At 65.9% G+C, this 25,311-nt stretch carries 20 protein-coding genes; 9 read left to right on the top strand and 11 right to left on the bottom strand.

All coding sequences use genetic code 11. The features are described from left to right. Positions 1-23: 23 nt before the first annotated feature. Entirely contained in the window at positions 24-824 is an 801-nt protein-coding gene (locus tag HKW67_RS21235; protein ID WP_171227302.1) for a TetR/AcrR family transcriptional regulator, read from the bottom strand. A 145-nt stretch (positions 825-969) separates the two neighbouring features. Here HKW67_RS21235 and HKW67_RS21240 point away from each other — a divergent pair, with 145 nt between their 5' ends. From HKW67_RS21240 to HKW67_RS21250, 3 genes are all read left to right on the top strand, one after another. After that, a complete protein-coding gene (locus HKW67_RS21240) occupies positions 970-1,629 on the top strand; it encodes a hypothetical protein (protein WP_171227303.1) in 660 nt (219 codons plus the stop codon). A gap of 31 nt (positions 1,630-1,660) precedes the next feature. After that, on the top strand, positions 1,661-2,350 hold the full coding sequence (locus tag HKW67_RS21245) for a DUF2306 domain-containing protein (RefSeq protein ID WP_171227304.1): 690 nt from the start codon (positions 1,661-1,663) through the stop codon (positions 2,348-2,350). A 106-nt stretch (positions 2,351-2,456) separates the two neighbouring features. Beyond that, positions 2,457-4,175 (top strand): L,D-transpeptidase family protein, encoded by a 1,719-nt coding sequence (locus tag HKW67_RS21250; RefSeq protein WP_171227305.1) that lies wholly within the window; start codon positions 2,457-2,459, stop codon positions 4,173-4,175. Between the two features lie 78 nt (positions 4,176-4,253). On the opposite strand, the gene HKW67_RS21255 is transcribed toward HKW67_RS21250, so the two are convergent. From HKW67_RS21255 to HKW67_RS21280, 6 genes are all read right to left on the bottom strand, one after another. Beyond that, on the bottom strand, positions 4,254-5,084 hold the full coding sequence (locus HKW67_RS21255) for a metallophosphoesterase family protein (RefSeq protein ID WP_171227306.1): 831 nt from the start codon (positions 5,082-5,084) through the stop codon (positions 4,254-4,256). Positions 5,085-5,094: 10 nt separating this feature from the next. Next, entirely contained in the window at positions 5,095-5,994 is a 900-nt protein-coding gene (locus tag HKW67_RS21260) for a diacylglycerol/lipid kinase family protein (RefSeq protein ID WP_171227307.1), read from the bottom strand. A gap of 22 nt (positions 5,995-6,016) precedes the next feature. Further along, positions 6,017-6,697, bottom strand: coding sequence for a phosphatase PAP2 family protein (locus HKW67_RS21265; RefSeq protein WP_171227308.1), 681 nt, complete (start codon positions 6,695-6,697; stop codon positions 6,017-6,019). 83 nt (positions 6,698-6,780) lie between these two features. Further along, on the bottom strand, positions 6,781-7,698 hold the full coding sequence (locus HKW67_RS21270; RefSeq protein WP_330998920.1) for a LytR/AlgR family response regulator transcription factor: 918 nt from the start codon (positions 7,696-7,698) through the stop codon (positions 6,781-6,783). Then, a complete protein-coding gene (locus HKW67_RS21275; protein ID WP_171227310.1) occupies positions 7,695-8,843 on the bottom strand; it encodes a sensor histidine kinase in 1,149 nt (382 codons plus the stop codon). Before HKW67_RS21275 ends, HKW67_RS21270 begins: the two co-directional genes overlap by 4 nt. Positions 8,844-8,915: 72 nt before the next feature. Further along, positions 8,916-9,422, bottom strand: a complete 507-nt coding sequence (locus HKW67_RS21280; RefSeq protein WP_171227311.1) for a hypothetical protein — start codon at positions 9,420-9,422, stop codon at positions 8,916-8,918. 227 nt (positions 9,423-9,649) lie between these two features. Between HKW67_RS21280 and HKW67_RS21285 the strand changes: the two genes are divergently transcribed. From HKW67_RS21285 to HKW67_RS21295, 3 genes are all read left to right on the top strand, one after another. Beyond that, positions 9,650-11,254 (top strand): FG-GAP repeat domain-containing protein, encoded by a 1,605-nt coding sequence (locus HKW67_RS21285; protein WP_171227312.1) that lies wholly within the window; start codon positions 9,650-9,652, stop codon positions 11,252-11,254. Positions 11,255-11,288: 34 nt separating this feature from the next. After that, positions 11,289-14,789, top strand: coding sequence for a PSD1 and planctomycete cytochrome C domain-containing protein (locus tag HKW67_RS21290; RefSeq protein ID WP_171227313.1), 3,501 nt, complete (start codon positions 11,289-11,291; stop codon positions 14,787-14,789). Between the two features lie 127 nt (positions 14,790-14,916). Continuing rightward, complete coding sequence (locus tag HKW67_RS21295; RefSeq protein ID WP_206044526.1) at positions 14,917-16,299, top strand: DUF1501 domain-containing protein; 1,383 nt, start codon at positions 14,917-14,919, stop codon at positions 16,297-16,299. Positions 16,300-16,512: 213 nt separating this feature from the next. Here the strand turns inward: HKW67_RS21295 and HKW67_RS21300 are convergent, their stop codons facing one another. The 3 genes from HKW67_RS21300 to HKW67_RS21310 form a co-directional block, all read right to left on the bottom strand. Continuing rightward, positions 16,513-18,522, bottom strand: coding sequence for a HAMP domain-containing methyl-accepting chemotaxis protein (locus HKW67_RS21300; protein ID WP_171227315.1), 2,010 nt, complete (start codon positions 18,520-18,522; stop codon positions 16,513-16,515). A 268-nt stretch (positions 18,523-18,790) separates the two neighbouring features. Continuing rightward, positions 18,791-20,743: a hybrid sensor histidine kinase/response regulator gene (locus HKW67_RS21305; RefSeq protein WP_171227316.1), complete on the bottom strand. Its 1,953-nt coding sequence runs from the start codon at positions 20,741-20,743 to the stop codon at positions 18,791-18,793. A gap of 177 nt (positions 20,744-20,920) precedes the next feature. Then, positions 20,921-21,874, bottom strand: a complete 954-nt coding sequence (locus tag HKW67_RS21310; RefSeq protein WP_171227317.1) for a GGDEF domain-containing protein — start codon at positions 21,872-21,874, stop codon at positions 20,921-20,923. Between the two features lie 1,084 nt (positions 21,875-22,958). Between HKW67_RS21310 and HKW67_RS21315 the strand changes: the two genes are divergently transcribed. The 3 genes from HKW67_RS21315 (at position 22,959) to HKW67_RS21325 (ending at position 24,505) form a co-directional block, all read left to right on the top strand. After that, positions 22,959-23,231: a type II toxin-antitoxin system VapB family antitoxin gene (locus HKW67_RS21315; RefSeq protein WP_171227318.1), complete on the top strand. Its 273-nt coding sequence runs from the start codon at positions 22,959-22,961 to the stop codon at positions 23,229-23,231. After that, positions 23,228-23,614 carry a type II toxin-antitoxin system VapC family toxin gene (locus tag HKW67_RS21320; protein ID WP_171227319.1) on the top strand — a complete coding sequence of 129 codons (387 nt, stop codon included), beginning with the start codon at positions 23,228-23,230 and terminating at the stop codon, positions 23,612-23,614. Before HKW67_RS21315 ends, HKW67_RS21320 begins: the two co-directional genes overlap by 4 nt. A 144-nt stretch (positions 23,615-23,758) precedes the next feature. Next, the gene (locus HKW67_RS21325; protein WP_171227320.1) at positions 23,759-24,505 is read left to right on the top strand and encodes a tetratricopeptide repeat protein; all 747 of its coding nucleotides are present in this window, start codon (positions 23,759-23,761) and stop codon (positions 24,503-24,505) included. Between the two features lie 21 nt (positions 24,506-24,526). Here HKW67_RS21325 and HKW67_RS21330 read toward each other — a convergent pair whose 3' ends face one another. Next, positions 24,527-25,282 carry an amidohydrolase family protein gene (locus tag HKW67_RS21330; protein WP_171227321.1) on the bottom strand — a complete coding sequence of 252 codons (756 nt, stop codon included), beginning with the start codon at positions 25,280-25,282 and terminating at the stop codon, positions 24,527-24,529. Positions 25,283-25,311 lie beyond the last annotated feature (29 nt).

The raw sequence follows: 25,311 nt of genomic DNA on the forward strand, positions 1-25,311 counted from the left end.
GAGGCTGAGTTGACGACGGTGCGTTAGCGCCTGCCCCCGTTGACGTAGCGTTCAATGCCGTCAAGCACGCGCGCGAGTCCGAACTCGAACGACTCGTCCATCGTGCGCGACGGCCGGCTCGGCGGCGTCGTAAGCAGCGCCGCGAAGCGCGGGAATCGCGGATCGCCGATGGCGCGCCCGAGATCGGCGCCAACCGCAGCGGCCCACTCTGCATCCGAGGTGCCGCGCGCCCGCGCCCGCGCGAGTGAGATTGCGGTGTCCGACGCGCCGCGCGTGTAGCCGTCGAGCACACTGAGCATCTCGCCTATGTCGGCCGAATCCAGGCCGGTGGTCGAGAGGGCGTCGATCACCGCCTCCGACCAGCTCAGCCAGTTCGGTCCGTGCGGTGCCGCCACGAACGGCAATTCGGCCAGCCATGGGCGTGCACAGAGCATCGCGCGTTTCGCCCGCGCCCACCGCGCCAGCTCGCTCCGCCAATCATCGCGTGGCTCCGAGGGGCGCGGCGGCAGGCCCAGTGCCGCATCCACGATCGCATCGAGGAGTGCTTCCTTGCTGGGGAAGTACCGATACACCGCCATCGTCGTGTAGCCGATCCGCGTCGAGACCGCACTCATGGTCACGGCGCCGAGGCCGTCCTCGTCGGCGAGCTGCATGGCCGCCCGTACGACATCGTCCGGGGTCAGCGCCGCCTTCGGGCCACGCGTGGATTGGACCCGGTCCTCCCACAACAGCTGACTGCGCCGCCGCAGCTCCGGGTCGACCGTCGCCGCCGCCTGCATGAGGTCGTCTCGAGTCAGTGCCTCCGGCGTCTTTCGCTTCGTCATCGCACCTCGCCAAAGAAACTGTTGACAATCCTGAAACTGTGTATATGATACACCCGTACAGTGTATGTAGTACACTAATACAGGCGGCGCACGAACGGAAGCGCTCTCGCGCCGCTTCACCATCTCTCTCTACAAGGATATCCGCATGTCGATCTCATCCGCCGCCGTCGTACGGCATCGCGCGTTCGCCACCACGTTTCGCCGCGCCGCCGGCGTACTCGGATTCGCCGCCGCCTCGGCCGGAGTGGCATCCGCCCAGTCCGCGGCCACGACCGTCGCGCCGTCGTCGCCGACGTGGGAACTGCGCTTCACCAGCGGCGCCCTCGTTGCCACCGGCGAACAGCGTAACGCGGTCAAGGACGGCCAGTTGAGCGCCGTTCAGCTGTCGTGGCTTGTCCACCCCGCGATCGCGATCACCGGTACGGCCGGATGGGCGCGCAGCCGCGATCGCCTTCTCGTGAACACGCCGAAGCTCGACGTCTTCACCGGTGACCTCGGTGCGGAGCTCCGGCCAGCCCAGTGGTTCGCCGAGCGGAAGGTGTCGCTGAGTCCATTCGTCGGCGCCGGTGCCGGCGTGCGGAGCTACAACTATCGCAAGCTCGACGTGGATGCCACGAACAACGTGGCAGGCTATCTCGCCGCCGGCGGTGAGTTGGGTTTCCGCCGCGTCGGCCTGCGCCTTGAAGTGCGAGACTACGCGACTGGCTTCAAGCCACTCATCGGCGCGGGGCGCTCCGACACGCGCAACGACGTAATGCTCATGGCCGGCGTGCGTTTCAATCGGCACCATGCCACGCCTGAGTAGCGCACGGGGCACGCCCGGGCGGGGTCAGCGCATGCGCCCGACGATCTTTGAATGGCGCATTCCCCTCGCCCTGGTCGCGCTCAGCGCTGTGCCGGCCATCGCCGGAACAGCACGACTCGTGGAAATCGCCAGCAATGCTGCTGTCACTCCGGCCAACGCCCGATTCATGGACGCACCGTGGCCGGTGGTACTCCACATCATCGCGGTCGTGATCTACAGCATGCTCGGCGCCGTACAGTTCTCGGCCGGCATCCGTCGTCGGTCGAGCCGCTGGCATCGCGCGTCGGGCCGGGTGCTGGTGGCGGCCGGCGTATTGGCGGCCACGACCGGGCTCTGGATGACGCTCCGCTACGCCTGGCCCAGCGGAGATGGGCAGATTCTCTATCTCGAGCGCCTCGTGTTCGGCACGGCCATGCTGCTCTCGCTCGTGCTGGCCGTCACGGCGATTCGGATCTGCGACTTCCACGCGCACGGACGCTGGATGATCCGCGCGTACGCCATTGGCCTCGGCGCGGGCACGCAGGTGTTCGCGCACCTGCCATGGTTTCTGCTGATGGCCGAGCCGCCCGGCGAGCTTCCGCGCGCTGTCATGATGGGCGCCGGATGGGTCATCAATGTGCTGGCGGCCGAATGGATCGTGCGCCGGCCGTCCCACGCCGACCGGCGTCGCCGCGATCCCAGTTTGCCCGCTGAGCTCGTGGTGGCACCACTTTCGCACTGAACAGCACTTACGGCCGGGTCCGGTCGCAGACATCTGCTCATTTCGGAGGCTCGGCGTGGCACAACGGCTCATTCGACACGGAATCCCGGCGCGGCGAACTGGCGTCATGAGCGCCACGCGACGCGGCGTGCTGCTCACCTGCAGCCTCGCGGCGCTACTCGTTGTCGGCTGCAAGGGGCGCACGGCACCTAATGCCGCCAAGGAATGGACGCCGAGCCCGGGCGACTTGGTGATGGGCGTGCCGATCGGCGACGTCACGTCATCGATTCAGGCGCAGCTCGCTACGCGGCCGGAAAGCGTCCCCGCCGACCGGTGGCGGCACATCAAGCAGCTGTACACGACGTACGGGAACGTTCCGCTCTGGCTTGAAAAGGACGGATTCAGTCAATCGCGCAGTAAGGCGTTGTTGCGCGCGGTGGTCGATGTGCGCACCGACGCCCTCCGACTCGACGGGTATCCACTTGATGAACTGGTCGCGACGGTGGGTGCCGTGCAGGCGACGAAACAGGCAAGTGCGACGCAGCTGGCGAACGCTGACGTACTTCTCACGGCGACCTACGTGGAGCTCGCCGAGGATCTCCTCACGGGACAAGTCGACCCCAAGTCGATCGAGCAGGACTGGCACATTGCGGTGGGTCACGAGCCGATCGACAGTGCGGTCGCGCGCAGCCTTCGTGATCCGCAACTCGACTCGGCCATCGCTCGCATGCGTCCGCGTGACGCCGACTACGACGCGTTGCGTCGGTCGCTCGTGCGCTTCCAGTCTATCGTGGCTGGTGGCGGATGGGCGGTGGTGCCGGCTGGGAAGGCACTCAAGCCCCGTCAGGCGGACAAACCGGCGCGCATCGCAGCGCTTCGTGAGCGTCTTCGGGTCGAGGGTTTCGGTGCACCGGGCGGTGCATCGGGGGCGGCATCGGACGTGGCGCCGTCCGGGGCGGCAGGCGCGAACGTCTACAACACCGAGCTGGCGGGGCTCGTCGCCGACTTCCAGGCGCGACACGGCATTGCCGTTGATAGCGCACTCGGCGCCGAAACGATGCAGTCGCTGAACGTGCCCGCGCAGTATCGACTGGCGCAGATTGCCGCCAATCTCGAGCGGTATCGCTGGCTGCCGCGCTCGTTCGGCGGTCGGTACATCATCGTGAATGTCCCCGCGTTCCGGCTCGAGGCGCACGATTCGACGAGTACGCTCGAGATGAAGGTGATCGTCGGCGAGGAATTCGAGGGCAAGACGACGCCCGTATTCGCCGACTCCATGGAGACCGTCGTGTTTCGTCCGTACTGGAACATCACGCCGGACATTCAAGAGAAGGAAACGGAGCCCAAGATCGCTGAGGACTCGAAGTACATGGAGGCGAACGATCTGGAGTATTTCAAGGATGGTGGCGAGACGCGTATCAGGCAGAAGCCGGGGCCGAAGAACTCCTTGGGTCTGGTGAAGTTCCTGTTCCCGAACGCGTTCAACATCTACCTCCACGATACGCCCGACGATGCGCTGTTTGCGAAGGATGTGCGCGCCTTCAGCCATGGGTGCATTCGTCTCGAGAAGCCCGACGAGCTCGCGCAGTGGGTACTCGGTTGGGAGCCAGCGCGCGTCGACTCCGCGATGCAGCAGGGCACGGACAACCAGTCCACGAAGCTCGCGAAGAAAATTCCCGTGTACATCGTGTACGCGACGGCCTACGAGCGCGACGGACAACTCTACTTCGGCAACGATTTGTACAGCCGTGATGCGGCGCTGGTGAAGGCCGTGTCGGGGAGCATCGCACCGACGGAAACCGCGCTGCGGAGTCTCGAAGCACTGCGTAAGCTGGTGCAGGATTGAGGATTTTCAACGACTCTGACCCCTTGAACGCTCCGGTTCAAGGGGTCAGAGTCGTTGAACCGCGCGGCCGACGTCGGCTTACCGTGCGTGATCGCTGGGGGTCGACCGTGACCACCCGCCAGCCGTGCGCGTGAAGACATCCGCGTGGGATGCTGTGAACGTGCCGCTCTCGGCATCCCACCCGTACCGCTCGATCGTGATGTGCGACGGATCGAGGTGCACCAGATTGAACGCATTCACTTCGCCACGGCCACGCGTCGATGTGGCGGTACCGGCCTGCGCTGCCACGGCGACATAACCGCCGATACGATAACGCACGGCCGTGTCGCCCGCGTGGCTCGCGTGGAAATGACCGGCGAGCAGCAGGTCCACCCCGCATTCGGCAAACAGCTGCATCGCCGCCGGCGCGCGTCCGACGAGATTGCCATCGTGGTAATGGCTTGGTAAATCAAACGGGTGGTGCGTGACGACGACCTTGATCGTCCCTCCGGGAACGGAGGTCATGCGCGCGCGCAGGCGACCGAGCTGGTCCTGATTGATCCGCCCGCCCTTGATCGTAGCCGAACGCGCGGTATTGACCCCCAACACGGCGATTTCACCATCGACGTACGCCGGCTCGAGATCGTCGCTGATATGGCGGCGGTACTTCTGCAGCGGCCGGACGAATCGATCGAACACGTTGTGCAGGGGAATGTCATGATTGCCCGGAACGACAATCTGCGGACGTGGTAGCACGTCCAGGAATTCGCGCGCTGCCTTGAACTGATCGCTGCGCGCGCGCTGCGTCAGGTCGCCGGACACCACCACCAGGTCCGGCTGGATCTTCACGATGCGATCAATCAGCGGCGCCAGGAGCCGCGTGTCGACGCGGCCGAAATGCAGATCTGACAGATGAACGAGCGTGCGCATTACCTCACACTCAGGCTGATGTGGGTCGCGGCACGATCACGCTGAGCGCGCCGGCTCGGATCCGGTAGTGGAGCGGCGTGTTCATCGTCGTGACTTCGCCGTCGGTGGCCACGTTCACTCGATCGGGTCCTGTCTTGATCACGATCCCCGCTGTCAGGAGCATGTCGAAATCACGCGCCTGTCGTAGTCGCCCGAACAGCGCGCGTAACGCGAACCCGAGCAGTCCCAGACGTCCCGTTCGCTGCGACACGTAGAGGCTCAGGCAGCCAGCGCTGAGCGTTGTTCGCTCGCCCAGCTCGAAACCGTCGATCAGGTATTCATTGTTGCCAATGAATACGAAACTCGTGTGCCTGTGGAGCCGTGTGCCGTTGACATCGAGTTGGACATTCAGGAACGGATAGCGGTCGAGCGCCTTCAGACTCGCCCAGAAAAATGCGACCCACTTGGATCGGCCGAAGCGCCGCTGCGTCACTTCCCGCTCCCGTACCATCTCGGGATAAATGCCGATACTCGAATTGTTCAGAAAGATCGTGTCGTTGACCTCTCCGACATCCACCTGCGTGCGGTATCCCGCAACGAGCGTATGAATCGCGTCGTTCGGCTTCAGCGGAATCCCGAGGGCTTTCGCAAAATGGTTGAGGGTGCCGAGCGGAAGCACGCCGAGCGCGATGTCGGATCCGACCAGCTCCGCCGCGACCGCATTGATGGTGCCGTCTCCGCCACCGGCAACGACGATGTTCGCTCCGTCGGCGCGTGCGGCTTTCGCGGCCGTGACGGTGTCCGCGCCGTTTCGGCTCAGCGTGATGGATGGCTCGTACCCGCCCGCGCGCAACGACTCAGCCAGGTCCGCGACGTCGATGGCGTGGCTCGTCCCCGCGTCGTGGTTGATGATGACGGCCATCTTCAGCATCGGCCTGTCAGGAATCGAAAGATCATGCGCGGGTGAGGCGATGCCGGCCCCAGAGACCGACGACGGCGAAACAGAGCGCCAGCCACCCCGTGCTCGATACAAAGGCGGCCAACACGTCACTCAAATAATGCGCGCCAAGTACCATGCGACTGAATGCAACCAACACCAGCAACGTGATGGCGCTGGCGATCACGAGCGTGCGGCGTCGCCTCGACATCGTATTCGATGTCAGATACGCCGCGACGACGCCATAGAATGCCGTGGCGCCGGCGGTGTGGCCGCTGGGAAAGCTCCACGTCGCCAGGGTCAACAGCGGGTCGTCGAACATCGGTCGGGGACGACGGATGGTTTCCTTGAGCAGCACGTTCAAGAGCATGCCTCCCGCGACGGACAATATCAGTACCAGCAGCCAGTTCCATTCCCTCTTCCTAGCAAGGAACGCGCCCATCAGCAGCGACAGCACGCTAATCCCGGCAATGCCTTGCGCGTTGCTGACCCAGAACATGGCGGTGACCAACGCCGGCGACGCGTTGGCGTGAAGCCAACGCGCTATCTGGAGGTCGAGAGCTGCCAGTGCCCCGGTGGTCGAGACGTGTGACGCGAGGTAGGCAAAGGCCAGTGTGCACGTGGCAATCACCAGCACGGCCACGCCGGGGCGCAATGCGCAGGCCGAACCCGCATCGGTCTGAGATCGTTCTGCCAATCGATATCGCGGAATGGGGCGGGCGAGGCCGTGAGCTAGGGATGGGGTAAAGATGGATGTGCAGCACGGCTCGCGCGCTGTGGTCAGCGGAGTAGCCGCCGCACCTGCTCCCCATAACTCCGGCTCGAAGTGAGTCGAGTGCCGTCGGTCATCGTCAGTTCGTACTCGCCGTGGCCACAGGGTTCCAGCCGTCGAATCCGGTTGATCCGCACCAGATGCGATCGATGCACCCGCACGAACTCCTCCGGATTGAGGCGCGACGCGAGGAGATGCAGCGATTCACGCAGGAGGTGGCGCCGCCCGCCGGCGACGACCGCCACGTAGTTGCCGTCCGCCTCCACACGATCGACGTCCACGACGGGCACGAAGTACATTCCGCTTGCGTCGCGGATCACGAATCGCTTTGCATACCCGGCCTCCGACGCGGCCTCACTTCCTGCGAGGGAAGCGGTGCGACTACCGGAATCGCCGGCCGGCGCGGAGGCGTCTCCCCGAAGCGCCTGCAGCGCAGCCCGAAGCGCGGTATCGGCCGCCGCAATGGCTCCGGCATCGGGGACTCGCGACGGTGCGCCAAGTTTTTCGAGCAGCCGCCGCATTGCGCGGTCAAATCGGTCGATGTCAACCGGTTTGACGAGGTAGTCGACCGCGTCGAGATCGAACGCCCGGATGGCGTGCTCCTCGCTCGCGGTGACGAAGACGATGCACGGCGGGCGGTCTAGCGACCATGGCGCCTGCTGGGCGAGCGCCTCCACCGTTGCCATGCCATCGAGGCCGGGCATGCGGATGTCGAGGAGCAGTACGTCCGCGGGTCCATCGCGGAGCGCGGCGAGAACTGCCGTACCGCTGCCGCATTCCGCACTGAGCTCGAACTCGGGGTGTCGCGCGAGTAGCGCACGAAGTCGTGCGCGGGCGAGCGGTTCGTCATCGGCGACGAGCACCTTCCAGGAACGTCCGTCGCTCGCGATGGGTCTCTCACCCCGAGTGCGCGTCGGTTCGTTCACGCGCGAGGCCCCTCGCTCTCGTGCGGGCCGTCAATGAATGGCAGCGTTACCAGTGCACGCGTGCCGCCACCAGGCGTTCGCTCGAGCACCATCGAGGCGCGCGCGCCATAGAGCTGTGAGAGGCGATTGCGTGTGTTGCGCAGGCCGATGCCACTGCCCGTTTCCGCATTCCCCAGACCGATGATCGCCCGTGCCTCGACGTCGATTCCCTCCCCATCGTCCTCGACGATGAGTTGGAGCGCGTCGCCCGTTCGTGCGGCGCCGATTCGCACGCGTCCTCCCGTTTCCCGCTTTGCAAGCCCGTGTTCGTAGGCGTTTTCAACGAGAGGTTGCAACACCAGAAACGGCACCCGTGCGCCCCACGCCGCATCGGCCACGGCCCACTCCACGACGATGCGGTCACCGAAACGCAGTTGCATCAGCTCGACGTAGCGCGCGAGTAGATCGAGTTCGCGCTCGAGTGCGTGCTCCTCCGTCTCCTCGTGCAGGATCATGCGCAAGAGCGCGGCGAAGCGCGTGAGCATGCGGTCGGCTGCCATGGGATCGGCGTGCAGAAGGGTGGTGACCGCGTTGAGCACGTTGAAGACGAAGTGTGGTTGCAGCTGCGTCCGCAGCGCGGCGAGCCGCGCCTCGGCCAGTCCGCGGGTGAGCAAAGCCTCGCGCAGTTCACGGGCGCGTTCCGCGCGATAGTAGTGGACCGCGTGGAGGAGCGCGACCATCACGAGGAATACGGTGAAGTAGGTGAGGGTGCGTGCGGCAGCGCTCGCCGTGACGTCGGGGACGCCGGTGATCGCCACCACGACGGGGGTCATCAGGACGTGCCGGAGCCACGCAGCCGCCGTCGTGCCGAGCAGCAGGATGCCCGCGTTGCGCCATGGACGAGGGCGTCCGACCGGAAAGCGCCGGACGAGAGCCGCGAGCGGCGGCAGCAGTGGCAAACACGTCCACCACATCGCGAGAGACCAGCCAACCTGCTGTGCCCAGCGCGGATCCTCGCCACGGTCGAGGAGCGCGATGCTGCCGCGCAACGCGTAGAGCAGGGCAAAGAACGTCGTCAGTACGACGGCCCCGACAGGCACGATGCGCCGCTCCATGGACGGCTCCGGAGAGCCGATGTCCCCCGACCCCTGCGTGCTTGTCGTCACGTTGCAATATCGAAGTCAGGACTCGGCGCGATCAAGGGTGGGCCAATCGGCACGCCGCGCGTTCGACCGGAGTCAGCGCGGCACGACGGGCGGCACGACGGGTTGAGCGCGGCGCGTGGCCGTCATCGGAAGACGCGCGCCGCCGTGGTATTCCACGATGCCTTCCATCGTACGCGCGTCGTCGGTCAACCGAGCGCGGAACAGCACATCGCCTTCCCGCGAGGCAACGACCATCCGGACCGAGTCCCGCTCAATAGTGAACTCGCGGACGGCCAGCGTGTTCGTGAGGTACATCGTGATTGAGCCTGCCCATCCCCGCTCAACCGGACCGAGCGCGATGAAGCCGGGGGAGGTCCGTTCACCCGCGCGGATCGTGAAGTCCCAAATCCCCTGCAGGTCGGCGTCGCCCCCGCGCGTGGGCGCAGTGGCGGCAGCCTGGTCGGGAGGCATCGCGGCCGTTGTCCGCGTCGACTGCGCGCCGGCCGCTCGGGATGCCAGCATACTGGCGGCCAGCGCCGCAACGGAGATCGCCGAGCGGCTCGCGACGAGCCACGTTGGGCGACGGCGGTGACGATTCATGGCATGGCACATGGTGATGCGCTCCTGTTCGAGGTGAGTGATGCACCCAGAGTAGGCGCGCGCAGCGCCCGGTGTCCGCGCGAAGACGCGCGACGGACGTGAAGCGGGTCGAATGGGTAGCGGCGAGCCGCAGGCCGCCATCCGTGCGCTGGCAAAGCCACAACGCCATCGTCGCGCGATCGGCCATCGGGCCGTATAGTCAACCGACCCCAATCGAGTTGCCGATAATGCGAATCGATCACCCACCCGTCGTGCCCCGTCATCTCGCCCTCGCCGCTGCCGTCGCGTTTCTCGTGGCGGCCTGCACGCCGCGCACTGTGGCCGGCCGGTCGGACGCCTCGGCGGCTCAGCCCCCCGTTCCCCGGGCGCTGTGGGTCGAAGCGACTGACGCGCTGCTCACGCCGACCGCCGAGTGGACGAACAAGGTCGAGCTGGCGGATCTCAACGGGGACGGACTCCTCGACCTCCTGTTTGCGAACGGAGGCGACTACTCGACGCCCGGCAAGCCGGAGCTCAACCGGGCATTCTACAACGTCGGTGCGGGCAAGCCGTTCGTCGAGCGCACTACAGAGGTCTTCGGGAGAACGCCGGACCTTGCCCGTGTCGTGAAGGCGCGCGACTTCGACGGCGACGGTCGGGTCGACGTCTTTGTCGGGACGACGTATCAGACGCAGAGCCGGCTGTATCTAGCCGACGGCAAGGGCGGGTTCGTCGAGCGCACCGCGTCCCACCTGCCTGTCGCTCTGCTGAGCGTGGGCGACGCCGAGCCCGGTGATGTGGACGGTGATGGTGACCTCGACCTCGTGCTCGCCGACTGGGGGCCGGGCAACAACATGAGCAATGCGGGAGGTCGCGTCCGGCTCTGGCTCAACGACGGCGCGGGGCACTTCACCGACGCCACGGCCGCGCAACTCCCCGACGAACTGGTGCGGTTCTCGTGGGATCTCGAACTCGTCGACGTCGACAACGACTTCGACCTCGATGTCCTGGTGTCCTGCAAGCGCTGCGGCGGCGGATCGCTGTATCGCAACGATGGGTCAGGAAAGTTTGCCAACGACCCTCGTGGCCTTCCGCAGTACACGAACAACTACGAGTACGAGGCGATGGACCTGGACGGCGACGGCTTCCTCGATCTGGTCACCGTGAACGACGGCGAGATCGTGGGTGGGGTCGGCTCCAGCCGCCGTGAGCACGTGCTCCGCAACGACGGAAAGGGCCGCTATCTCGACGCGACCGACGCCTGGTGGCCCGACCGCGAGAACATCGGCGAAGACGATAACGTCGTGGCGTTCCTCGACGTCGACTCGGACGGCGACGCCGATTTCGTGATCGGCTCGCTGAGTGGGCCGGACCGTCTCCTGCTGAATGACGGCCGTGGCCACCTCCGGACCGCCAACGACGTCTTCGTGGGAGACAGCACCCCGGGCACGCTTGGGCTAGCGTTGGGCGACCTGGACGGCGACGGGAGGATGGACGTCGTGCAGGCGCAGGGCGAGGTGAAGGGCGCCGAACGTGAGCGGATCTATCTGGGCCGGGGCCTCGTGCCCGATGTCTCCCCGCCGGTCGTGGGGCCGGTCGCGCAGGTGCCGTCGAGCAACGGTGTGGTCGTCCGCGCGCGCGTCCACGACCGCAAGGGTCCGACGCTGTCGACCGAGTGGCGACGTGTCGAAGTGCGATGGACCTCTCCCGCTGGCGCGGGCGCGACACCGCTCTCCTGGTACGGGGAGTTTCTCTGGCGCGCGGTGGTCCCGACGAACGCCGGCGGTCTCCGGGTCTGCGCGGTGGACGCCGCTGGAAACGAGAGCTGCCGCCCCGTGCCGGCCTCACGATGAGGCCCGGACAACGAACTTCCTGTAGTTTAATGCCATGAAGCCCCTCGTCACGCTCTTTGCGTCCTTCGCCACTGCCGTGGCTGCATCCGCCACTCCGCTCGCGGCGCAGTCAACCGACGACTTCTTCGAATCGCGTGTGCGCCCGGTTCTGGCCAGGCAGTGCGTCGAGTGCCATTCAGAGGCGCGCACGCGCGGCCGCCTGAAACTCACGACGCGTGCCGAGCTCCTCACCGGCGGGAAGTCGGGCCCCGCCATTGTCCCCGGTGACCCCGACGCCAGCCTGCTCATCAAGGCGGTTCGGCACCAGATCGCGAAGATGGAGATGCCGCGAGATGCACCGCCCCTCTCGCCTCGCGATATCGAGGGGCTGGTGGAGTGGGTGAAAATGGGGGCGCCGTGGCCGGAGTCCGCGCCCCGTATCGTACTTGCTGCCTCCGTGTCAGCAGAAGAAGGCGGGATGACACCCGGCGCCCGAATCTTCGTCAGCAAGGTCCGCCCGGTGCTCGAACAGAAGTGTTTCGCGTGCCACACCAGCGAGGAGCGTGGGGGCCTGCGCCTCGACTCGCGCGAGCGCGTCCTCAAGGGTGGGAAGCGGGGGCCCGCGGTCATTCCCGGCAACCCCGAGCAGAGTCTCATCATCGCGGCGCTGCGCCACGAGCGCGAGGATCTGCGCATGCCCCGCAACGCGGCCAAGCTGTCGGACGCGGAAATCCAGGGGTTCGTCGAGTGGGTCCAGGCCGGCGCCGAGTGGGCGAAGACCGAGGCGCCCATCGCCATGCAGCGCCGCGCCGTCACCAAGGTGGAGCGCGAGTTCTGGTCGTTCAGCCCGCACCCGGTGATCAAGGTCCCCACGCCGGCGAAATCCGACTGGGCCAAAACCGACATCGATCGCTTCGTGCTCGCCACGCTCGAGCAGCGCGGGCTCACCCCGGCCCGTGCTGCCGATAAGCGCACGCTCATTCGCCGGGCGACGTACGACCTCATCGGGCTCCCGCCCACGAGGAAGGAGGTGGACGCCTTCCTCGCCGACACCACCGTCGTCGCGTTCAAAAAGGTCGTAGACCGGCTGCTCGCGTCCGAACAGTACGGCGAGAAATGGGGCCGGCATTGGCTCGATGTCACGCGCTACGGAGAGGACGACACCCGCGGCCTGGCACAGGACGGCTCGGGTCGGGAGCGATACCCGATGGCTCACGTGTACCGTGACTGGGTGGTTGACGCCTTCAACGCGGACATGCCGTACGACACCCTCGTGATGGCGCACCTGGCGGCGGACCAGATGCCGGAGCCGCGCCGGAAGGATCTGCTCCCGGCCCTTGGTTTCCTCGGCCAGGGCCCCTGGTACTACGACCTCGCCGATCCCCCGGTGGCGCGCGCGGACGAGCGCCACGACCGTGTGGATGTGACGACGCGCGGCTTCCTCGGGCTCACCGTCGGGTGCGCGCGCTGCCACGACCACAAGTACGACCCCATCGGCACGCACGACTACTACGCGATCGCCGGCATCTTCAACAACGCCAACTACCACGAGTATCCGATCGCCGACTCGGCTCGCGCCGACCGATTCAAGAAGGACAAGGAGTTCATCAAGAAGCTGAACGACGGCATGGGTGAGTACATGCGCACCGAGTCGGACCAGCTCGCGCGCGTGCTCACGCTCCAAGTCTCGAAGTACATGATGGCGGCGTGGCGGGTGACTGCCCGTGAGCAGCTCCCGAAGGAGCGCGCGGCCCTCGAGGCGCGCCTGGATTTGGAGACGCTGGAACGGTGGATCGACTTCCTGAACGATCCGCCCAAACACTACCCATTCTTGACCGATTGGCAGGCGATGATCGCCGCGCCGGTGGGCACGACCGACGAAGCCAAGGCCGAAGCGAAGAAGAAGGCCCAGGGGCTGGCCGATGCCTTCCAGCGCCTGCTCATCGACGTGACGGCCGAGCAGAAGAAGCTCGAGGAGAAGAACAAGAGGATCATCGCCAAGGGCACGCCGCTCGATGAGGTGAAGTCCATCCCGATGCCCAACGGCTTCGAGAGCTTCTTCGACCAGCACCAGCTCGAGCTGGCGACCATGGATCGGTCGCGCTTCAACCTGTACCTGGACGTGTTCGCCGTCGATCTCGACAACGAGCTCGACACGTTCTTCCCGAAGCCGGCGCTGCTGCGCTTCAACGGCTGGGGGCTGGAGCGGCAGCTCAGCCGCGTCTCCGCGGACTACCTCGCCTCCATGCGCGAGGAAGTGAAGCGCCTCCAGAAGGCACTGCCGGACATCCCGTTCGTGATGGGCGTGCAGGACAAGCCGAAGGAGTCGCTCGATGACATCGCGCTTCACATCCGCGGCAGCCCGCTGAGCCTTGGTGAGCGCGTACCGCGCGGCTTCCCGCTCGTGCTGCAGCCCGGCACCCCGGTGGTCTATCAGGAGGGAAGCGGCCGGCTCCAGCTCGCCCAGGACATCGCCAAGCATCCGCTCGCCGCGCGCGTGATCGTGAATCGCGTGTGGGGCTGGCACATGGGTGCGGGCATCGTGCGCACGCCCAGCAACTTCGGCTTTGCCGGCGCGCGGCCCACGAATCCCGAGTTGCTCGAGTACTTGGCCGCGCGCTTTGTCGCGAACGGACGATCCATCAAGGGATTGCACCGGGACATCATGCTGTCTTCGGTCTATCAGATGGCGTCGGACCACGACGCGAAGTCGGCGGCGATCGATCCCGAGAACCAGTACCTGTGGCGTTTCAACCGTCAGCGCCTGAGCGCCGAGGGCATCCGCGACGCGCTGCTGTCGGTGTCCGGCCAACTCGTCGACTCGATCGGCGGGCCATCGCTCGAGCTCGATGACGAGAAGAACAACCGTCGCACGCTGTACGCGAGCGTGAGCCGATTCCAGCCGAACATCTTCCTGCAGACGTTCGACTTTCCGAGCCCGAGCCTGAGCGCTGAGCGGCGGTTCGCCACCAACGTTCCGCTCCAGAGCCTGTACTTCATGAACTCCCCGTTCGTGTTGCGACAGGCCCAGGCACTGGTGAGGCGCCTCGCCGACTCGACCGCGGCGACGGTCGTTGCGCAGGACTCTGGCACAGGCGGGCCGGCGGCCCCTCGCCGCACCGCCTTGAAGCCGATGGCGACGACGTCGACGGACACGGGCGCGGCTGCCGCCGGCCCTCCGCCGCCAAAGCGATTCGACGATCGCGCGATGATACGGGCGGCCTATCCGCTGCTGTACGGACGGGAGGCGGCCGGGGAGGAGATAGAGCTCGGACTCGCGTTCCTCGCGAATCAACGCGCGTCGTTGCTGGTGAGCGAGACCGCGAAGGCCGCGGCCGAGGCGAAGAAAGCCGAGACGAAGAAGGCCGACGCCACGAAGGCAGACACCACGAAGGCCGACACCACGAAGGCCGACACCACGAAGGCCGACACCACGAAGGCCGCGGCCGAGGCAAAGAAAGACCAAGACCTGCTCGCGCGCAGAGTGTCCATGAAGGCGTGGACGCAGTACGCACGGGCGCTGTTCAGCGCGGCAGAATTCCGATTCATCGATTGAGAAGCGCTATCTAGGAGAACGGATGTCAACAGGGCACGGGCAGGGCGGGCATGACGATGGCTGCGGGGTCAATTCCCAGCCACGCACACGACGCGAGGCGCTCAGGACGATGGGCGCCGGATTTGGTATGATGGCGTTCGCGCAGATGGTGGGCGCCTCGATCGCGGAGGCGTCGAGCTCCGTGCTCTCGTCGATGGGTGAGCGGGTGATCAAGCCCGACTTCGCGCCGCGCGCCAAGCACGTGATCTTCCTGTTCATGAACGGGGGCGTGTCGCAGGTCGACACCTTCGACCCCAAGCCCGAGTTAACCAAATACGACGGGAAGCCGATTCCGAACGCCATCAAGACCGAGCGGAAGACCGGCTCGCTCATGAAGTCGCCGTTCAAATTCTCGCGCTACGGGAAGTCCGGTCTCGAGGTCAGCGAGCTGTTCCCCGAGGTGGGGTCGATCGCGGACGACATCTGCGTCATCCGGTCGATGCACACGGAGATCCCGAACCACGAGCCATCACTGCTGATGATGAACACCGGGCACATCCAGCCCGGCCGGCCGTCGATGGGAGCGTGGCTCACGTACGGGCTCGGCACCGAAAACAAAAATCTCCCGGGGTTCGTGGTCCTCTGTCCCGACCAGCCGACGGTGGTCGGGCCGCCGCTTTGGAGCAACGGCTTCCTGCCCGCGATGCACCAGGGCACGTTCATCGCCGACAAGGCGCCGCGGCTCGCGGACGATTTCGACCCCTACGAGTTGATCCCCAACATCCACTCCGACTCGACGTCGCTCGACGACCAGCGACGTGAGGTGGACTTGGTCGAGAAGCTGAACCGTATGCGCATGGCGCGCGTCGGGCCGCACGACGAGGAGCTCGAGGGCGCCATCAAGGCGATGGAGACCGCCTACCGCATGCAGACGGAAGCGCCCGACGTCTTCGACATCCGCAAGGAGAGCGAGGCCACGCAGAAGCTCTACGGCCCGGGAAGCACCGCGCGAGGCTGTCTCATGGCGGTGCGGCTCGTCGCGCAGGGTGTGCGCATGGTGCAGGTCTACTACGCCAAGGGCGACCCTTGGGACCACCACGACGACATCACCAAGCACCGCATCAACGCGAGGCACTCGGACCGGGCATTCGCCGCCGTGGTGAAGGACCTCAAGTCCCGGGGCCTGCTGGACGACACGTTGGTGGTCTGCGGCACCGAGTTCGGACGCACGCCGGTGCTCGAGACCGGCGGTGGTGGCGCCGGCGGCCGAGTCACGAACGGGCGCGACCACAATCCGTACGGGTTCAGCATCTGGCTGGCGGGCGGCGGTGTGAAGGGAGGCATGACCTACGGCCGCACCGACGACTTCGGCTTCAAGGTCGCCGAGAACCCCGTGCACATCCACGACATGCACGCGACCATCCTGCACCTGCTCGGCATCAACCACGAGAAGCTGACCTACAGCTACAGCGGTCGCGACTTCCGGCTGACCGACGTTGCCGGCAAGGTGGTCCACGACATCATCGCCTGAGGCGACACTGCGGCCTGCGATCGCTACGCGCGAAGCGCCGGCACGATTTCTTCCAGCACCGCCGCCTCGGCTTCATCGGCCAAGCGGACGTCGGCCATCGACGACCGCGATCAAGATGTCCTGCACACCTCGCGTCTCCTCCCCACAGCCGCGAGTCGCGTCGCGCAGCAGGCGGAGCCGCGCGCGGCCCGTCAAATGGTACGGTTCGATCTGCTACGCAGTCGTGAGCTCGCGCGCCCGGAGTCGTGGAGCAGACGGATGCCGATGGCCGCGCTTTGGTGTGTGGTCGCCGTCCTCGAGCACAAACGAGGCGACGGTCGCTCGCAGCATTTGCGCCTGACTCGACAGCTCCTCGGCCGTGCTGGCCGATTGCTCGGCATTCGAGGCCACATGTTGTGTCGTCGTATTGAGCTGATCCACCGACACGTTGATTTGCTGCACGCCGAGCGCCTGTTGCGCGCTCGCCGCCGAGATTTCCGAGACGACGCTAATCACTTCGGCCATTTGCGCGTGAATCTGCTGCAGGCTGCCCAGCATCTCGACGTTCAACGTGACGCCGCGCTCGGCGTTGCTCACACCGCGCTCGATGAGATCGGCCGTCAGCTTGGCCGCGTCAGCGGAGCGAATGGCCAGGGCACGCACCTCGTCGGCCACGACCGCGAACCCACGGCCCGCATCACCGGCGCGCGCCGCTTCGACCGCGGCGTTGAGCGCCAGCAAATTGGTCTGGAAGGCGATCTCCTCGATCGTCTTGACAATCTTGGCCGTCTCTCGGCTTCCCTGCTGGATGTCCTGTACGGCGGACGTAAGCTGGTTCATGCGCGTCTGTCCTTCGTCCACCTGCTCGCGCACGCGCTCAGTCAGCGTCAGCGCATGCTTCGTGCTGGTCGCCGTCTGCTGGGACATCGCGGAGAACTCGGTCGTGCTTGACGCAATCTCCTCGAGCCCGGCCGCTTGTTCGCTTGCGCCTTCGGCCAGCGACTGACTGGCGCTGGAGATCTGTGTGCCGGCGCTCGCGACCTGCTCCGCCGCGATGCGCACCTCCGCCAGCGAGGCTGAGACGTTTGCCACCGCCGTATTGATCGCGGCCTTGAGCGTGTTGTAGTCGCCCTGATACGCGCCCGTCATGCGTGTCGATAGATCGCGCTCGGCGACTTTGGCAAGCACCGTGTTCGCTTCCGTCAGCGGCAACGTGACCGCGTCGAGCATGTGGTTCATTCCAGTCACCAGTTCGCGGTAGGCGCCGGCGTGCGTGTCCGCTGTAGCGCGCTCGCTCAGACGACCCTGACGTGCCGTGTCGGTGAGTTGACGCGCGTCACCGATGACCGCGTTGATAGACTGCTGCGTGCGTTCGAACGACACAATCATCGCCTGCGTGGCGGCAATCATCCGATCGACGGTGCGGGCAATGTCACCGATTTCGTCGAGACTCGTGATGTTGATCGGTGTCGTGACCGGCTTTACTTCGGACGCGGTCTCGCCGCGCGCCAATGCCTCGAGTGCGTTTCGTAGTCCGGCCAAGCAGTTTTCCTGCAGCGAGCTGGCCTGCTTGATAATGCGCGCGGTGGACCGCGACAGGGTGCGTCCTACGAACCACGAGAACCAGAGGCCAAACAGCGCGCACACGAGAACGCCGGAGGTGATGCCGAGTTTGGCGGTGCTGTAGGCGCGGGCACTCACGCTGGCGGCGCGCTGACTGGCCTCGCGATTAAACGTGACGAGCGTATCGATAGCGTCGTGCAGCTCGTCGTAGCGCTGTCGCATGCGGCCCCGCATGAGCTCGTGCGCCGGCGCCGCCTGACCGCTCTTGGCGAGCGACTGCACGGTGGGCCACTCATCAAAAAACGATACCAGCCGCGCCGAGTAGGTCGCGAAGCGCGTGCTGTCCGCGGCGAGCGTCATCGCACGGCCATACTCCGCCGTGGCCTCTGCAATCGCCGAACGCTCGGCGGCCATCTCGTACTCGAGTTGCAGGCGACTACTGTCGCTGGCCGCATCGATGTTCGCGTACTGCAGTGCGCGATACGTCGCGACCGACGATCGCACGGCCGCGATGCGTTCCACGCCGGGTAGCCATTCGCGTGCAATGACATCCCCCTGGCGGCGAACCGTGGCGAGTTGCTGCAGCGAATAGGCGCCGAGCAGTGCGGTTGAGGCAAGGACGACGGCGACCGTCATCTGCAGCTTGCTGCCAATTTTGAGATCGTTGAACCAGGATTGCATTGAATTTGCTCGGCGTCGTCGTCGATAATGGTCACTGACAGGGTCTCCGCCACGCACGCGAAGCCTCTCACCGTTTCATCGACACGAACGCGGCGAAGCTAAAGTCACGACGGGTACCGACGGTGTAACGCGACTCTACGGTGAGTTTAGACCGCGAGTCCGATGCGAGTAACGCCCTGAGCGCGACCGGTGCCCGCACCAGCATGGGCTGGTGGACGTTCACGTATCAATGCCTTGCACGGCACTTGCCCGACGCGGCATACGCCAGTTAGAGCACGTCGTCGAGACAGGCCCGGAGCATGGCGAGGAGTGCGTCTACCGAATACGGCTTCGCGAGGAAGTAGCGGACGCCAAGACTGGCGGTCGCGTCATGCCCGCTACGCACCAAGCCGCTCGCCGCAATGATGCGCAATGTCGGGTTCAGGGTGCGAAGCGCAAGGATGGCGGTCGGCCCATCCATGACCGGCATCATCATATCGATCAGCACCAGGGCGATCTCGTCGGGATGCTGCTCATAGATCGCTAATGCCTGCGCCCCATCCGTCGCGACGATGACGCGGTAGCCAAATGCCTCCAGCGTCTTCTGCGTGATCTGCCGGATCGAGGGCTCGTCCTCCACCACGAGCACGAGCTCTCCATGCCCATGCGGCCGTTCAACGGCACGGTCTTGGGCCACGTGCACGACGCTCGTACGCGCTGGCAGATACACATCGAACTTCGTGCCGTGGCCCGGCTCGCTATCGACGCGGACGAACCCCCCATGACTCTTGACGATGGCCAGTGACGTAGAGAGGCCAAGGCCGGTGCCTTTTCCCACCGTCTTGGTCGTAAAGAACAGGTCGAAGATGCGCTCCAAGTCGTCAGGAAGAATTCCGGTGCCATTGTCCTCAACATGCAGCCGCACGTACGGTCCCACCTTCGCGCCGAGGTAGCGGCCCGCGTCATTCGTGTCGAGCGTGACGTTGTCGGCCGAGATGATGAGCGTGCCGCCGGTCGGCATCGCATCGCGCGCGTTGAAACACAGGTTGACGAGAACCTGCTGCAACTGCGTGGGGTCGCCGCCGACACGCCAGACATTGTCGGCCACCGACGTGCGCACCTCGATCTCCTTTGGGAATGTGCCAAGCGCCGTCCGCTCGACGTCACTGACGAGGCGATTGACGTTCACGTCGATGCGGTCTCCCTCGACGCCGCGGGCGAACGTAAGGATCTGGCGCACCAAGTCTGCGCTGTGCTGTGCGTTGCTGTCGATGGCATCCAGTAACTCGCGACTCGACGCATCCTGGGGACTCATGCGCAGCAGATCCACCGCCAGCATGATCGGCGACAGCGCGTTGTTTACATCATGGGCGATGCCGCCAGCCAGCGTGCCGATGCCTTCGAGTCGCTGGGCCTGCAACAACTGTCGCTCCAGTCGTTTTCGATCCGAGATGTCGCGAGCCACGGTTGAGGCACCGACGACCGCGCCGGTACTGTCGCGCATCGGCGACACCGTCAACGACGCCTCAATCGGTCGGCCATCCTTACGCACCCTGGACGTCTCGAAGTGCTCCGTGCTGTCGCCGTGACGAAGGCGGTCGAGAATGTCCGCCTCTTCCGCCAGACGCGTCACGGGAAAGAGTCGCGTGATGGACGTGCCGATCATTTCTGCGGCGGTGTAGCCAAACATGCGCTCTGCACCGCGATTCCAGCTGGTGACGCGACCGTCCAGCGTCTTGCCAATGATGGCGTCTTCCGACGATTCCACGATGCTCGCCAAGCGGTGCGCCTCTACCTCCGCGCGCCTGCGAATGGTGACATCGACGTGCATCGCGACCGCGCCTTGGTGCTCCCCGAGTTGTAGCGGCGCCACCAGGAGTCGGAACCAGCGCTCCTCGGTGGGTGAGTGGCAAGGATACTCAATATCGAACTCGGACAGCCGTCCGTCGAGGACGGCGCGGATCCCGACAGCGACCTCCGCGGCATCGTCGGCGTTTTCGCCTGTGGCGCCCTCGCACACGGCGAGATAGTCGTGGCCGGTCAGGAAGTCCTCCGACTGCAGCGAATTCGCGGTACCGAATCGCCGCCACGCTTCGTTCACGACGAGGATCATCCCCATGTGATCGAGCACAGCCACGTGTGCCGGAATGGCGTTGAGGATCGCGATGTGCGAGCCCATGCCTTCGAAGGCGCTTCCCACGGCGTTCGGCGTCGCGGGCACGGCGGTGGGCGCGTCTGCCATCAGTTGTCCGTTGGGTAAAGCGGCGGGCCGCCGTCAGACGGACACGACGGGTTGTCGTGGCGAACGCAGGACCAAGGAACATCGTACAACGTGCTCTGCACAGCGATATCCGTGCCGCACCGGTAGGTTGTGTGTGGCAGGCATGGGGTGGCTCGCGACGGCGGAGAGGCCGTCGACCTACGCGTCGCCGACGCCGGCGAGCTCGACGCGATCCCGGCCACCTTCCTTGGCGCGATACAGCGCGCGGTCAGCGGCGTGACTGAGTCGGTCGGCGGCGAGCATCGATGGATCCGCGGTCGCGGCGCCCACGGAGATCGTGATGTCCAGCTCACCTGTATCGATCACGATGGGCTGGGCGGCGACGGTCGCGCGGATGCGTTCGCCGATGGCGGCGGCGGAATCTGCGCTCGTGACTGGCATCAGCATTGAAAATTCTTCGCCACCCGTCCGAGCGAGGAGGGCGCCTGGCGTCGATGCGGCAATAGAGGCCATGCGTCGGCTCACCTCGACGAGGACGGCGTCACCCGCGCCGTGTCCGTACGTGTCGTTGACGCTCTTGAAGCGGTCGATATCCATCGCCAGCAACCCCAACACCAGATCGGGCTGCGCGAGCATGGCAGACAATCGGGCATCGTAGGCGCGGCGATTGGCGAGCCCGGTGAGCGCATCCGTCCGCGCGCCTTCCTCTGCCTCGGCCAAGCGACGGCGAAACGCCGTGATGTCACGCTGCACCGCGACGAAGTATCGGGGCGCGCCGTCGTCGTCGGTGACGGCATTGATGCTCCACTCCATGATGAACGGGGAGCCATCGCGCCGATAGTTCACGGTGGAGCCTTGAAACGGCTCGCCGGCGCTCAGATTCGCGCGGAGACGCTGGAGTGTGGTGCGGTCTGTCTCGGGACCCTGCAGAATGCGCGGTGTGAGCGTCGTGAGCTCAGCGGCGCTCCATCCCGTCATGCGTTCAAACGCGGCGTTCACAAAGACGATGCGTGGGCCCGGCAAGTCGAGCCGCGCGTCCGTGATCATGACGGCATCGTACGCCGAGGCCACGGCTTCGCCCAGAATGCGAAGGGTCGCATCGTCGCGGGAGGTGTTTACCAGCGCAGGCGTGGTACCATCACGGTCAGCCATCGGCAGCAACTCGCTCGTGGAGTATGACGGTCGGCTGCTCACCGTCAACGATGGCGAGCAATGGGTGCCGCGTCGCATCCATTGGAACGTATCGGTTGCACCAGCCGGGCACTTGAGCCCCGCAGCCGTTGTTGCCGATCCACGAAACGCGTGAGGGCGACGAAAGCTAGGTGTCGGAGGAGCACGGCACGCCGGGCACGCTGCCAACGGTGCTGCAGGTCGATGCACGCTTCCACTGGGCAGGCGATTACTTGGCTGTCGCGCCCGTCAGGCAGGCAGCATGTCGCGCGCAGCTGTGGGCGCGTCAGGCGGTAGTAGACGCGCGGGCGCATCGCTGTTCAGACCGTACTTGTCGACCTATCTACGACAGCCGGCCTTCCAAAGTACGTTGAGCTTCAAGTAGGTCAGCACACTTTGCGTCCCAGCGCGTCCATGATTTCCGAACGCACTGGCTCGGCGTCCTCGACGGGCAAGCGTGTGCTCAATGCGAGCAGGGCCTCGGCTGTACCGATCGCTCCGAGCGCCCACGCGACACGCATCGGACGAGCGGCTCCTCGTGTTTGAGCGAAGCAACTAGCAGTGGCACGTCGGCGGCGGAGCCCACGTTGCCCAAGACTACCGCGGCGTTCCGTGCGAGTCCGCGGCGCTTGGCCCGCTTCATCGGGGAGCCTTTGAATGCCGATGTGTATTCGTCCGGGCAGAGCGCGAGTAGCCTGCGCGCTAATTGCACCGCATCGACGCCGTCGAGAAAGCGCCTCGCGTCAAATGCCGACTCGGACAGCGGCTTAGCGAATGTATGGTTCCACGGACACACCTCCTGGGAGGTCTGTCGGTATACCCATTTTGAGATTCCGCTGTCCACGGGCTCTCGCACGCTCCATGCGAGCCAGCGGAACCTCTGACCCGCGGGGAGCGGGCCGATCCACCCTGGTGCTGGCCGAGGAGATGGGGCGCAGCTGTGGCGAATGCACCCGACACCCTCCCGCGCTGCTCGAAGGCGGGCAGGCAGATGGCCTGCCGGGCCGATTTGCCATTTAATCTTTAACGGTGTAGTTTTTCTTCATATCCACCAAGAAGAGGCTCCGTGGCGGTCAATATCAAGAACAAACGCGTGGAGCGGCTCCTCGACGAGGTGGCGGCGCTCACCGGTGAGACAAAGACCGAAGCCATCCGGCGCGCCCTCGAAGAGCGTCGAGATCGTCTCGCACGGAGCAGCGCACAACTCCATCCTGCCGACCGCCTCCGTCGACTGCTGGAACGCGAAATCTGGCCCTCCATTCCGGCCGACGTGCGCGGCACACGGCTCAGCAAAGCAGAAGAGGAGCAGATCCTCGGCTACGGACCCGACGGCGCGTGATCCTCGACAGCTCAGCGCTGGTAGCCATCGTGCTGCAGGAACAGGCCGCCGAGCGACTGTTGCAGCGCATGCGCGATGCGTCCTTTCTGGCGATCGGTGCGGCCACGCTCCTCGAAACCGGCATCGTATTGTCCGCCCGCTTGCACGATGACGCGCGCGGGCTCTTGGCGCGTGTGCTGCAGGAAAGCGGCATCACCGTCGTTGACGTGACAGAAGCGCACTTCGGCGTGGCGATGGACGCGTGGCTGCGCTACGGCAAGGGCCGACATCCCGCGGCGCTCAACTTCGGCGATTGTCTGTCGTACGCGATCGCGGTGGTGGCCGGCGCGCCGCTGCTGTGCGTGGGCGACGACTTTCCACAGACGGACTGCGTGCTCGCGTGAGTGCGACGGCGTGACCGACCTCCGCGCGCAACTCCTAGCCACGCTCGGTGACGGCTACACCCTCGAACGCGAGATCGGTGGTGGCGGCATGTCGCGCGTGTTCCTGGCGCGCGACGAGGCACTGCCGATGCTGCCACGCGCGCCATGCTGTCGATGCACTCCACCTACGCGTTGGCGTGGGACGCGCGCGGCGAAATGCTGAGCTATCTCGGCCGTCACGACGAAGCGATTGCCGCGCTGCAGCACAACTTGGACCAGCTGCCGAAGAAGCTGCCGAATCAGACGGAAGGAATTCTCGCGTTTGTCTTCGCGCGCGCCGGACGCGCGGGCGATGCGCGACGGTCGATGGAGCACCTGCGCGTGGTGAACGGTGGCGAGCTCCCCGCCATGGGCGCGCTCGCCGCAGCCCTGGAAATGCTGGGCGATCATGCGGGCGCGCTGACGATGATCGAGCGCGCCGTGAAGCAGCCTGACGCCTGGTTGCAGATGTATAATCATGCCGAGCGATACGACGCGCTGCGCCGTGATCCGCGTGCCAACACGATGATGGCGAGCATCGAGCAGTGGGCCAACGTGCGCGTGCGGGGGAATGATTCGCTGATTCGTACGGTGCACAGCACTGATACTCAGTCCGACGTCGTGCTCATGATTCGCGCGAGTGCCCACGTTGCATGCTCGCGCACGAGCATGCGTGCGTCACGCGACTCCAGTCCGGTGCGCGGCGCGAAGGCGGGTTCGGTGCGCGGCTGCGCGAACGTCACGTTCCACGGACACACCTCCTGGGAGGTCTGTCGGTATAACCGTTTTTCGATCCCGCTCCGCACGAGCGCCCGGAGCGTCGCCCAGGAAGGTAAAGAGGGCTCCTGCCACCGTGGCCGCTCAACTCGTTGAGACCGGGTCGAGCGCGCGCGCTCAGGGAGCCGGGTTGGGCGCGCGCCGTGCCTGTATCAGGAGCCCGTCGAGCGCCGTGCGATCCAGCCAATGACCGTCCCGCACCACGCCGCGAATGCGCGTCGTATGACGAATGTCGACCAGTGGGTTGGCGTCGAGCAGCACGAGGTCCGCCAGCCTCCCGACCGCGACCGTGCCCAAGGAGTCGGTGGCGCTCAGGAAGCGCGCGGGGTTCACTGTGGCCGCTTGCAGCGCCTGCAGCGGCGTGAGGCCAGCCTGCACGAGCAGCACCAGCTCCTCGTGTAGGCTGCTGCCGGCGTAGACGAACGGCTCGTCGCTCGCATCGCTGCCAGCGAGCACACCCACGCCGGCGGCCACCATGCGCTGCAGCATTTGCCGCTCGTACATCCAGCGTGCGCGCCACGCCGCCCGACCCTGCACGCCGTACTCGGCCAGCAGTTCGGCGCGGGTGGTGTCCCAACCGGCCAGCACGCCGGCGGCCACCGATGCCCGCTCCGCGTCGCTCCCCCAGGTGGAGTCGGGGAACGAGTAACTACGGTTAATGACGAGCGTGGGGGTCTGCCACGTGCCGGCACGCCGGAGCTGCAGTGCCAGCGTGTCGGCACAGGCGGCGTCGTACCCGGCGAGCCAGCGCGACCACTGCCGCTCGCGCAGCGGGCGCCGCTCGGCGCGTCGGTCGCGTCGCGGCGGTCCAGCGCGGCGAGCGAGTCCCGCAACTCGCCGGCGCCGGGTACGCACCACTCGAACAGGTTCCACAGGTGCTCGAAGCTACGCATGCCCGCCTT

This window comes from Gemmatimonas groenlandica (genome assembly GCF_013004105.1).
Lineage (GTDB): Bacteria > Gemmatimonadota > Gemmatimonadetes > Gemmatimonadales > Gemmatimonadaceae > Gemmatimonas > Gemmatimonas groenlandica.